Here is a 12,258-nt window from a genome sequence, read left to right on the forward strand (position 1 = left end):
TATTTATCATCCTTTATTTAAAACTTTATCGGTATTTATTGGATCCCCCGGATGCTAGAATAGATTTATCTATTTTAGCAAGGGGGATTTTTTATGGGAATTTTTGCAAGACCACATGTGGAAAAATTTGATAATGGTGATAAATACTGGGAGCATACATATAATAATTTTCATTTGAAGGCCTATGTTCCATCTACCGAAATAGATGGCGAGGTTTTGAATTACGGTTTTAGAGCACCTTTACTTTTGGTGTTCGAGGAAAATAAGCGCACAAAGGAGGAGGCTATTGCTTTTGCCAAGGAGTCAGGTCTTTCTGATATAGCATCAGCCGTAGATTCAAGTGTACTTTTTATTTATCCTACTTGTGAAGGCGGATGGGATAATGCCTCTGTTGACCTTTACAAGGAGATAATGGAAGAAGTAAAAATGAATCCTGATTATGAGGATGGAATCGCAGCCTTCCATGATTTTATAGCACAGGAATTCAAGGGATATTTCATCAGAGGCGCTAAGTTTAGAACAGATATATATAGCTTTGGAAAATCAGCTGATTACTGCGCAAGAAATCTTCTTCAGACTGTTGAGGGTGAATATTTATGGGGACCAGGTGAGATTACACCAGCAATGATTTCCATGGAAGGATTAAATGTCGTACCTGAGGTACAGCGAAAGGATATTGCTATTCTTTCAGTAGGAAATACAGATGAAGTTAATGATGCTTTTGCTGAATCTAAAAATGTTTTGATTAAGGATAAAGCTGAATATAAAGCTGATTTCTACAGTTTCGTAAAGAAGTTTAAGATGTGGTGTGGAAATCTCGAAATTGAGCCAGATTTTGAGGCTCTTAATATGGTGGAGGAGCCAGGCTTTACTGAGGTTAACACTTCAAAGGATCACAAGGAAAAGAAATATAAGGACACAAAGACTCATAAGGTTGGATATTTTGCATATTACAATAAGGGGCTTTTGGATAATGGACCTGTTCCAATGTTGATTGGTTACCACGGTGGTGGAGACTCTTCAATGTTCCTTACCTTTGTCTCTGGATGGTGGGAGGTTTGCCATAAATACAACTTCTTATATGTTTCAATTGAGAATCACCAGTATGTAACTCCAACAGAGGCTATGGAGGTTATTGCTGATTTAAAGAAGAAATATAACGTGGATGAAAAGAGAATATATGCTGCTGGTTTCTCTATGGGAAGTGCTAAGACCTGGGATATGTTCCAGGAATATCCTGAGGTTTTTGCAGGACTTGCTCCAGCCAGCGCTTTGTTCCCAATACATAACAATCCATTTGGTTTATCTCTTGGGGACCCACGTATAAATACTACAGTATCAGTTCCAATTTTTTATTCAGGTGGAGAGGAATCGCCGCTTCCTGAGCTTCCTTTTCAGGCCGAGGAATCCCTTGAGCGTATCAGATATGCTGCTTCTGTTAATAAGCTTAAGATTAATTTTAATGTTGATTTCTCTGACAGAGAAAATTGGGATGACCGTATATACGGTATCTCAGGTGACAGAGTTGAAAAGATTCTAGACCCTTCAAGAGGAAGTGTACTGACTGTAAATTACTATGACAGCGAGGATGGAGTTTGTCGTACAGCCTTCGGTAGCGTAAGCGGTCAGGTTCATGAATTTAGAGAACATTCCTGTGAACAGGCATGGAAATTTATATCACAATTTACTAGATAGAGTATTTACGAAATAATAGGGAGATATATTAATTGAAAGTTACAAATCCACTTTTAAAAATGGACATGCCAGATATGGATGTCATTAAGGCTAATGGTTTTTATTATATGGTCAGTACCACAATGTTCTTTTGCCCAGGAGGACCAATTCTTCGCTCAAAGGATTTAAAGAACTGGGAGATAGTATCATACATTTTTGACAAGATTGAAGATAATGATATATATGAGTTAAAGAATGGCAAGAATGCATACGGAGCTTGCCAGTGGGCAACTACACTTTGCTATCACAGGGGAATATTCTTTTCATGCTTTGTGTGCAACGATATGAAGAAGACTTATATCTATTATTCGGATGATATCGAGAAATCTTTTTGGGATCGATATGAGTTAAATGGTATTTATCATGACCCTAGTTTCTTGTTCTGGGATAATAAGCCTTATCTTGTTTATGGAAATGGTGATATTCATATTGTCAGGATTTTGGATGATTTTAGTGGAGTGGATGAGACATCAGACAGATTGTTATTTGCCACAGACAAAGCTGGCATTATGCTTCGCTGTGAAGGATGTCGTGCCTACGTAAGAAAGAAATATATTTATCTGTGCTTTATTGAGTGGCCTGAGATTGGTAATGGAAATGGCAGAAGAAGAGAGGTTTGTTATCGCGGAACAAGCCTTGATGGAGATTTTGAAAGACATATCATTTTTGATGATGATATGGGTTATAAAAATTGTGGTATTGCGCAGGGAGTTCTTATTGATGTTGATGAAAAGAATTGCTACTCAATGTTTTTTCAGGATCACGGAGCCGTAGGACGTATTCCTTATTTGCTTCCTATGACATGGGAAAATGACTGGCCTGTGATAGGACAGGATGGGAAAGCTCCTGAAGAATTCGATATACCTATGAGAGAAGTGTTTACAAATCCACTTGTTACAAGTGATTCCTTTAATCATAGCAGCGACAGATTACTTCTTCAGTTCCAGTGGAATCACAATCCTATAAAGGAGGGCTGGTCATTTACAGACCGTCCTGGCTATTTACGTCTTAAAAATATGCAGCTAGCATCATCAATAATGGATGCCAGAAACACTTTGACAGAGCGAACTGTTACTCCTAAATCCGTATTTACGATAGAGGGCGATTTTTCTGGAATGCGTGGCGGAGATTATGCTGGACTTGCTGCCTTTATGGGAAAATATGGAACTATAGGATTAACAAAATCTAATGGTGAATTTTACATCGTTTCCACTCAAAAAGATAAGACAGAGATAAGACAAAATGTTTCAGAAATTCAAGGCTTCAATTGTAATCATTTTTGGATTAGAATAGTCTTTGATTTCGAAAATGAAGATAAGGCCTATTTCTATTATTCTGCAGATGGCACGGACTTTATTGAGTTCGGAGAACCGCTTGATATGGAGTTTACATTAGATGTTTTTGTGGGATATCGTATAGGCGTATTCTCGTATGGTACAAAGAATCTTGGGGGTGTCGTTGATTTTCGAAATCTAAATTTTAGCGAATAGAGGACACTAAATAAATGAATTGCTATATACAAGGTGAGTTTGATGTCACATCACTTGATGAAGAAAATGTCGGAGTGAAGATTGCCAAGAGAGTACTTTTGGTTCACAAAATATCTTTATTGTATTTTGGATTGCTTCTGTTTCTTGGGTATTATTACCTAAAGGATTACTTAGGATTATATATCGATGGCGTTTTTAATATTGCATTATTTGCATCGATATTAACACTTTATGAAGGGCTTCTTTCGGCTTATGCAAATATGACAAAAAAGAAGCTATTGTCATTGGAACCAAAGGATGTTCATGACTACGGCCTTTATTTATTCCACAAGCATGTATTTTGTAAACTACCAGGAAATAAATATAATTTCTTAAGATCAATGGCTGTAGCTGATGCAAGGATGGGTGATAAAGATAAATGCAGAATGGCTGTAGATTTTATTCCTGCATCTTTTAAAAATGATGATTTAGAGCTTGTAAAAGAATGGATTAATTCTGGGGAACAAGACTTTGATGAGAGTAAACTTGCCAAGCAGAAAACAGCTAATCCCTTTGCCATCATCATTGTTACTTTGCTACTATCCTATGGTGTCTTTTTCTTAGGTATGGATTTAAATTATCTTTCCTGTGGCAGATATTTTCAAAGGTTTTTGACGGGATTGTCCCTATTGGATTCTATCTTATCAGTTTCATTGATATATGCCTTTGGATTCTCCCTTCTTGTTGCCATAATAAAAAAAGGCAAGCAATCTAAGAAGGTATTTACAATCTTATTTTTAATTTTCTTTCTGCTAGGTTGCTTTATATTTAAGAGTGACTTGGTATGCTGTTTTGAAAGATATGATTCCAGATGGAGTGATTCTGATGAGGAATTAATTGATTCCTATGATTATGATGACTATAGCTCAGATGACTATGATTATAGTTCAGATGATTCTTATTCAATTGATGCATCTTCTGAGCCTTATGATGATATAGATATCATGAATTTAATGATTATCCTTGAGGGCTACCTTAAGAATAACGGAATTATTGAAGACTATTATACAAATTTACTTATAAGTTATACTGCAAAGGGAAATGTCAGAGGAACTGTTTATAGGGATGAAGATTACGAATATAATCTCTATGATAATGGCTTAAAAAAAGATGAAAATGGAAATAATTGCTTAGAGATTGTACTTGAAGCAGAGCCTCTTGATGAAAATGGATATTCCTTAGGACAGGCAGAAGCAAGCCTTAAGGGTTTTTATCTTGTAAATATTGAAACATATGAAATTATAGATGAGCATAAGACTCATTGGTAAAAAAGTACCTCACTAACCTTATTGATTAGTGAGGTACTTTAATGTGTTAAAGAAATCTGGATATGAAATACAACAACAGTCTTCGCTATCGAAAGTTGTTTCACCATCTGCCACAAGTCCTGCAATTGCAAAGGCCATAGCGATACGATGGTCTAAATATGTTTTAATAAGTGTTCCTTTCAGAGGCTTGCCACCATTGATAATCATTCCATCGTCAGTAGGAGTGATGTCACATCCCATATTCGAAAGATTTTCTGTGACTGTGGCGATTCTATCGCTTTCTTTTACTTTTAATTCTGATGCATCCGTAATAACGGTAGTACCTGCTGCACAGGCTGCCATTACAGCGATAACTGGAAGCTCGTCTATGAGTGTAGGAATAATATCTCCTGAAACTTCACATCCATGAAGCTCGCTTGTAGTTACATGAATATCTGCTACAGGTTCACCGCTTACAATTCGCTCATTGAGAAGCTCAATATTTCCTCCCATATCCTGTGCAACTTTTATAATGCCTGCGCGGGTTGGATTCGTATTTACGTTTTTAATTAATAAATCTGCATTAGGACATATAAGACCTGCAACAATAAAGAAGGCAGCTGATGAAATATCACCTGGGACCTCTATTTTTTGACCTACAAGCTTAGGGCCGCCTACAACAGTAGCGGTAAGACCTTCTGATTTGATGTCGGCGCCAAAACCTGAAAGCATAAGCTCTGTATGATTTCGTGAAACAACTGGCTCTGTGACAGAGGTGATTCCGTCAGCATAAAGCCCTGCAAGAAGTACGCAGGATTTTACCTGAGCACTGGCTACAGGTGAATCATAGCGAAGTGGAGCGAGAGGAACGCCGCCTACCTCAAGTGGTGCACAGTTGTTATTCTTTACTGATTTGATATAGGCGCCCATCTGTGTAAGAGGTGTAATGATTCTTCCCATTGGACGCTTCTGAATGGATTCATCACCATTTAAGGTGCTGACAAAGGGCTGACCGGCAAGAATACCTGATATAAGTCGGGTAGTAGTACCACTGTTTCCTACATCAAGAACCTGCTGTGGCTCACTTAGTCCATGAAGACCTTTTCCATGAATCACAACATGATCTCTGTCCTGAGAGATATCAATTCCCATGGCTTTAAAGCAGCCGATAGTGGAGCGACAGTCAGCACCATCCAGGAATCCAGTTAATTCTGTGACACCCTCGGAAATAGCACCGAACATAACACCTCGGTGGCTGATGGACTTATCTCCTGGAACCTTGATTTCACCTTTTAAACTTTTTGCTTTATTAATTGGCATATTAATTTGTCCTTTGTCTTACATAGTAGTTATTATGTACCAAAATTGTTTGAGCTTTTTTCATAGCTTCATCTGTATAGAATTCGATTCGAAGAACACCAGGTTCAAATTCTCTGTTATGAATGATATCGATATTCTTTACACTGATATCAGCATCAGCAAGTAGCTGAAGAACTCCTACAAGTGTACCTGGTTTATCATCAATGTCGCAATATAATTCGTAAAAACGAAGTAAAGCATTATCTGGAATTGTAATGGAATCTCTGTAATCCTTTGCTTTTGTCCATAGTCGTAAAATTTCATCTGCATCGGATTTTAATATAGCAGTTCTAAAGTCTTCCAACTTATCTTTGTATATATCAATAAGTTTAATTAAAGCATCTCTGTTGCTAAGGAAAATGTGCTGCCACATGGTAGGAGAGCCAGAAGCGATTCTGGTTATATCCTTAAAACCACCTGCTGCAATAGTCTTGCAAATAGAGCGCTCATCATCTGTATCCTGTACAAGATTTACAAGAGAGGCTGCAATGACGTGTGGCAGATGTGATACAGCAGCTGTGGCGTCATCATGCTCCTCAGGTGTAAGCATGATTGGAATTGCACCAAGGCTTTCGATATACGAAGCAAATTCATCGTAGGTTTCGCGATTCATTTCAGAATCTGCGGTAAGGATATAATATGCATTCTCAAGAAGAAGTGCGTTTGAATGCTCAAGTCCTGTAAGTTCCGAACCAGTCATAGGATGACCACCTATAAACTGATTAGTCATACCGAGTTCTCTTGCTACAGATGTGATATCGCCTTTTGTAGAACCTACATCAGTGATAATACAGTCTGGCTTAACAACATCTTTAAGCATCTTTAGGTAATCGCAGTTAATCTTTACAGGGCTGCAAAGAAAGATGATATCACACTGACCGAACTGGTGAATTTTAAGAAGGCCGTTGTTGTCGATAAGGCGCTCCTCAAAAGCTGCTTCGATTGTAGATTCTCTGGAAGCAGTAGCCAGTATTCTTGTATTCGGATATACGTTTAATATCGCTTTTGCGATACTTCCTCCAATTAGTCCTAGTCCTACAAATCCGATAGTTTTTGTCTTCATAAATAAATCTCCCAAAACATATGATACTTTAATACTTTAAAGCGAAAATATATTTATATAATATCACATTTATGCGTTGTAAATAGTCTGAATATTAAATATAATATATATAAGTTTTATAACATCACGGCGCGGCGGGGTTAAGGCGTCGAATAACTCATTGGGAGGTAAGACACATGAAGGTATTTACTACGGACAAAATTAGAAACGTTGTGTTGCTTGGTCACAGCGGGGCGGGCAAAACCAGTCTCATCGAATCAATGGCTTTTCTAGCTGGTCAGATCAGCAAGCCAGGCACTATCGAGGCTGGTAATACCATTAGTGACTACGACAAACTGGAGACAAAAAACAAATTTTCTATCTACACTTCTTTAGTTCCAATCATTTGGGGCGATACTAAGATTAATTTCCTAGACACACCAGGTTATTTTGATTTCGTCGGAGAAGCTGAGGAGGCAGTTTCGGCAGCAGATGCGGCTATTATTGTTATTTCAGGTAAAAGCGGAATTGAGGTTGGTACAAAGAGAGCTTGGGAGATGTGCGACAAATTTAATCTTCCTAGAATGGTATTTGTAACTGACATGGATATAGATGATGCCAGCTATAGAGAAATCGTTGAGGAGCTTCAGAGTTTGTACGGAAAGAAGATTGCTCCTTTCCATCTTCCAATTAGAGAAAATGGAGAGTTTGTTGGCTATGTAAATGTCATCCAGCAGATCGGCAAGCGCTGGAAGGCTGATGGAACAGTAGAACACTCTGATGTACCTGATTACAATCAGGAATATTTGGAGAAATATCGTGAAGCTTTGATGGAATCAGTTGCTGAGACATCAGAGGAATTCATGGATAGATATTTTGGTGGCGAAGAGTTCTCTGAAGATGAGATCCGTCAGGCACTTCGTGTAAACGTAGCTTCTGGTGATATTGTTCCAGTTATGATGGGTTCAAATCTTACTAACAGAGGTCAGTATACAATGCTTACTGACGTTGTTAAGTATCTTCCATCACCAGCTGATTGCAAGATTACAGGAATTAACGCAAATACGAATGAAGTTTACGAAGCAAACTATGACTTCTCTAAGCCAAAGAGTGCTTATGTATTTAAGACAATCGTCGACCCATTCGTTGGTAAGTATTCACTTATCAAGGTTAATTCAGGTGTTCTTAAGACGGATGATTTGCTTTATAACAAGCATAAAGAGACAGAGGAGAAGATTGGAAAGCTTTACATCTTAACAGGTAGCAAGGCTGAGGAAGTCCCTGAGGTTCACGCAGGTGATATCTGTGCACTTTCAAAGCTCCAGAAGGTAGCTACTACAGACTCACTTTCTACAAAGGCTAATCCAATTCTTTACATCAGAACACCACTTTCAGTTCCTTATACATACAAGAGATATAAGGCTAAAAATAAGGGAGATGAAGATAAAATTGCACAGGCACTCGCAAAGCTTTGTGCTGAGGATTTAACCATCAAGGCTGTTAATGATGGCGAGAACAGTCAGTCACTTCTTTATGGTATCGGAGACAGACATATCGATATGCTTGTTCAGAAGCTTAATGAGAAGTACAAAGTAGACATCGAGCTTAGCCAGCCAAAGATTGCATTCAAAGAGACAATCAGAGGAAAGGCTGATGTAGAGTATAAGTATAAGAAGCAGACTGGTGGTCATGGTCAGTATGGTCACGTTAAGATGACATTTGAGCCTTCTGGAAATATGGAAGAGCATTACAACTTTACAGAGTCTGTAGTTGGTGGTGCAGTTCCAAAGAACTATTTCCCAGCTGTTGAGAAGGGACTTTCAGAAGCTGTTCTTGCAGGACCACTTGCAGCTTATCCTGTAGTTGGTGTACATGCTAACCTTTATGATGGAAGCTATCACCCAGTTGATTCTTCAGAAATGGCATTCAAGGTTGCAGCTAAGGGTGCATTCAAGGATGGTATCATGAAGGCTAATCCAATCCTTCTTGAGCCAATCGAGACACTTAAGGTTGTAGTGCCAGATAGCTACACTGGTGATGTAATGGGGGATTTGAACAAGAGACGTGGACGTGTTCTTGGAATGAATCCTACAGAAACAGGTGGCAAGACTGAGGTCATGGCTGAAGTTCCTATGGCTGAGCTTTACGGGTATGATACCCAGCTTCGTTCAATGACTGGTGGCTACGGTACATTCTCTTATGAATTAGCTCGCTATGAGCAGGTTCCTTCAGATGTTCAGGCTAAGGAGGTTGAGAGACGCGCTAATAAGATTAAGGATGTAGATGAGGAATAATATTTAAAATTTGAAAGACTGATGAGGTTGTTACTTCATCAGTCTTTTTTCTATAATATTAGATTTTCGGTTACATATTTCACAGACTGAAAAAATTGCAGGTAGAGTCATTTCATAAGTCGTGCTACTATATCAGAGCACTTTTTCAGAACGAGAGGATAATGTAATTGATTATTGAATATAATGTAGAAGTAACGGAGCAGGCAGAGCCTGAAGTTGAAGAGTATTTTTTTGAGGCTGTGGCTGGAAATTTAGATGACTTGATTTCATTTAGTAAGACAATAGATATTAATAATCCCGATGAAGCAGGGATTTGTGTTTATAAAGATGATATTTCAGGAAAATATGTGGTTCCCTTTGTAGCAGATGGATCTGTGGCACCACTAAACTATGGTGAGTACCTGGATGTAAAGCCGGTAGAGGAAAAATACTGGAACATAGATGAGCGCAGAACCTATATTACAAACTTAGGAATGCTAGCTATGATGTCGGTGATAGCCTAATCGCTAAGCATATTTTCAATAAAAACCAATTTTGCTGTGTAGTTTTATTGCAAAACTACACAGCTTTTATTATAATTTTTGTTTAGTTAAGTAAAGTTCGAGGTGAGAAAATGAAGCACAATTTTAAAGCAATTGAGAAAAAATGGCAGGCAGCCTGGGAAAAAGATGATATCTTTAAGGCTGTTGATGGTTCTGACAAGCCAAAATTCTACGGCTTGGTTGAGTTCCCATATCCATCAGGTGCAGGTATGCACGTTGGACATATCAAGGCATATTCTTCAGTAGAGGTAGTTTCTAGAAAGCGCCGCATGCAGGGATATAATGTATTATTCCCAATCGGTTTCGATGCTTTCGGTCTTCCTACAGAGAACTATGCTATCAAAACAAATACACATCCTAGAAAGATCACTGATGACAATATCAAAAAGTTCACTACACAGCTTAAGAGCGTAGGTTTTTCTTTTGACTATAGTCGTACAATCGACACTACTCAGGAGGATTACTACAAGTGGACACAGTGGATTTTCCTTAAGATGTTCGAGAAGGGTCTTGTTTTCAGAGATAAGACTCTTGTTAACTACTGCCCACATTGTAAGGTAGTACTTTCAAATGAGGATTCGCAGGGTGGTAAGTGCGATATCTGTGACAGCGATGTAATCCAGAAGGAGAAGGATGTTTGGTACCTTCGTATTACAGAGTATGCTGATAAGCTTCTTCAGGGTCTCGATGAGGTAGATTTCCCTGAGAATATCAAGCAGCAGCAGGTAAACTGGATTGGTAAGTCAAAGGGTGCTTTCGTTAATTTCACACTTGATGGTATAGATAAAAAGCTTGAGATTTACACTACAAGACCAGATACACTTTGTGGTGTTACATTTATGGTTATTGCTCCAGAGCATCCATATATCGATGAGTATGCAGACAAGATTTCTAACATGGATGCTATCTTAGCTTACAGAGCTGAGTGCCAGAAGAAGTCTGAGTTCGAGCGTACACAGCTTGTTTCTAAGGACAAGACTGGTGTTAGAGTTGAGGGCTTCGATGCAATCAACCCAATTACAGGCAAGAAGATTCCAGTATTCATTTCTGATTATGTAATGATGGGTTATGGTACTGGTGCTATCATGGCAGTTCCGGCTCACGATCAGCGTGACTGGGATTTCGCTACTAAGTTTGGTATTGATATTATCCCTGTTATCGAGGGTGGAGATGTTACTAAGGAAGCTTACACAGGCGAAGGTAACATGATTAACTCTGAGTTCCTTAATGGTCTTAACAACAAGAAGGACTCAATCGACAGAATGATTCAGGAGCTTGAAAAGCTTGGTTGCGGTAAGGCTGGTGTTCAGTTCAAGATGAAGGATTGGGCATTCAACAGACAGCGTTACTGGGGTGAGCCTATTCCAATCGTTCACTGTCCTACATGTGGTGATGTAGCAGTTCCATTTGAGGAGCTTCCACTTAAGTTACCAGTTCTCGAGAACTTCGAGCCAGGTACAGACGGAGAGTCACCACTTGCAAAGATTGACAGCTTTGTAAACTGCAAGTGCCCTAAGTGTGGCGCTGACGCTAAGAGAGAGACTGATACTATGCCTCAGTGGGCTGGTTCATCATGGTATTTCTTACGTTACATCGATCCACACAATGATAACGAGCTCGCAGCTATGGACAAGCTCAACTACTGGATGCCAGTTGACTGGTACAACGGTGGTATGGAGCACGTTACACGCCACTTGATTTATTCACGTTTCTGGCATCACTTCCTTTATGACCTTGGTGTAGTTAATACTCCAGAGCCATACAAGAAGAGAAGTGCACAGGGCATGATCCTTGGCGAGGACGGACAGAAGATGTCTAAGTCTCGTGGAAACGTTATTGATCCACTTGATATTGTAGATGCTTACGGTGCAGACACGCTTCGTACTTACGTATTATTCATGGGTGATTACGGCGCAGCTGCTCCTTGGTCAGATGCATCTGTTCGTGGATGTAAGAGATTCCTTGAGAGATTCGCAGGTCTTACAGATATTGTTACTGATGAGGCTAACAGCGAGTCTATCGAGACAGGAATTCATAAGACAATTAAAAAGGTTTCTGAGGATATCGAGGCTATGAAGTACAACACAGCTATCGCAGCTATGATGGGACTTCTTAACGATATCATTGCAGAGGGACATATTACTAAGGATAATCTTGTATTACTTGTTAAGATTTTAGCTCCATTTGCTCCACACCTTTGTGAGGAAATGTACGCTGAGCTTGGCGGAGAGGGATATGTATCACTTTCAGCTTGGCCAGAGTTTGACCCAGCTAAGATTGTTGAGTCTACTATCGAAATCGCTGTACAGGTAAATGGTAAGCTTAAGGCTACAATCAAGATTCCTAACGGATGTGAGAAGGATGAGGCTCTTTCAATTGCAAAGGCAGATTCTGCCGTTGCGGGTGCAATTGAAGGTAAGAATCTCGTTAAAGAAATCTATGTTCCAAACAAGATTGTTAACCTTGTAGTTAAATAATGTTTAAGCCTGCCAAAGCGGCAGGCTTATTCTA

At 39.1% G+C, this 12,258-nt stretch carries 8 protein-coding genes; 6 read left to right on the forward strand and 2 right to left on the reverse strand.

The features are described from left to right. Positions 1-93 precede the first annotated feature (93 nt). From BMZ41_RS00500 to BMZ41_RS00510, 3 genes are read left to right on the forward strand one after another with little or no spacing between them, the layout of a single operon-like run. Complete coding sequence (locus BMZ41_RS00500; RefSeq protein WP_090526335.1) at positions 94-1,695, forward strand: alpha/beta hydrolase family protein; 1,602 nt, start codon at positions 94-96, stop codon at positions 1,693-1,695. A 32-nt stretch (positions 1,696-1,727) separates the two neighbouring features. Further along, positions 1,728-3,224: a glycoside hydrolase family 43 protein gene (locus tag BMZ41_RS00505; RefSeq protein WP_090526336.1), complete on the forward strand. Its 1,497-nt coding sequence runs from the start codon at positions 1,728-1,730 to the stop codon at positions 3,222-3,224. Positions 3,225-3,238: 14 nt separating this feature from the next. Further along, a complete protein-coding gene (locus BMZ41_RS00510) occupies positions 3,239-4,531 on the forward strand; it encodes a hypothetical protein (protein WP_090526338.1) in 1,293 nt (430 codons plus the stop codon). 18 nt (positions 4,532-4,549) lie between these two features. Here the strand turns inward: BMZ41_RS00510 and aroA are convergent, their stop codons facing one another. Further along, positions 4,550-5,830: a 3-phosphoshikimate 1-carboxyvinyltransferase gene (gene aroA / locus BMZ41_RS00515; protein ID WP_090526340.1), complete on the reverse strand. Its 1,281-nt coding sequence runs from the start codon at positions 5,828-5,830 to the stop codon at positions 4,550-4,552. Between the two features lies 1 nt (position 5,831). Next, positions 5,832-6,932 (reverse strand): prephenate dehydrogenase, encoded by a 1,101-nt coding sequence (locus BMZ41_RS00520; protein ID WP_090526342.1) that lies wholly within the window; start codon positions 6,930-6,932, stop codon positions 5,832-5,834. 176 nt (positions 6,933-7,108) lie between these two features. Between BMZ41_RS00520 and BMZ41_RS00525 the strand changes: the two genes are divergently transcribed. The 3 genes from BMZ41_RS00525 to leuS all read left to right on the forward strand — a co-directional run bounded on the left by BMZ41_RS00525 (position 7,109) and on the right by leuS (position 12,224). Continuing rightward, a complete protein-coding gene (locus BMZ41_RS00525; protein ID WP_090526344.1) occupies positions 7,109-9,205 on the forward strand; it encodes an elongation factor G in 2,097 nt (698 codons plus the stop codon). Between the two features lie 167 nt (positions 9,206-9,372). Beyond that, the gene (locus tag BMZ41_RS00530) at positions 9,373-9,708 is read left to right on the forward strand and encodes a hypothetical protein (RefSeq protein ID WP_090526346.1); all 336 of its coding nucleotides are present in this window, start codon (positions 9,373-9,375) and stop codon (positions 9,706-9,708) included. 110 nt (positions 9,709-9,818) lie between these two features. Then, positions 9,819-12,224 carry a leucine--tRNA ligase gene (gene leuS / locus BMZ41_RS00535; RefSeq protein WP_090526348.1) on the forward strand — a complete coding sequence of 802 codons (2,406 nt, stop codon included), beginning with the start codon at positions 9,819-9,821 and terminating at the stop codon, positions 12,222-12,224. Positions 12,225-12,258: the final 34 nt, after the last annotated feature.

The sequence above is a fragment of the Pseudobutyrivibrio sp. UC1225 genome (assembly GCF_900115215.1).
GTDB lineage: Bacteria > Bacillota > Clostridia > Lachnospirales > Lachnospiraceae > Pseudobutyrivibrio.

Excerpts from the sequence above, each read along its gene's own strand:
- BMZ41_RS00500 (WP_090526335.1), top strand. The coding sequence starts at position 94 with ATGGGAATTTTTGCAAGACCACATGTGGAAAAATTTGATAATGGTGAT.
- BMZ41_RS00510 (WP_090526338.1), top strand. The coding sequence starts at position 3,239 with ATGAATTGCTATATACAAGGTGAGTTTGATGTCACATCACTTGATGAA.
- BMZ41_RS00525 (WP_090526344.1), top strand. The coding sequence starts at position 7,109 with ATGAAGGTATTTACTACGGACAAAATTAGAAACGTTGTGTTGCTTGGT.
- leuS (WP_090526348.1), top strand. The coding sequence starts at position 9,819 with ATGAAGCACAATTTTAAAGCAATTGAGAAAAAATGGCAGGCAGCCTGG.
- BMZ41_RS00520 (WP_090526342.1), bottom strand. The coding sequence starts at position 6,932 with ATGAAGACAAAAACTATCGGATTTGTAGGACTAGGACTAATTGGAGGA.
- aroA (WP_090526340.1), bottom strand. The coding sequence starts at position 5,830 with ATGCCAATTAATAAAGCAAAAAGTTTAAAAGGTGAAATCAAGGTTCCA.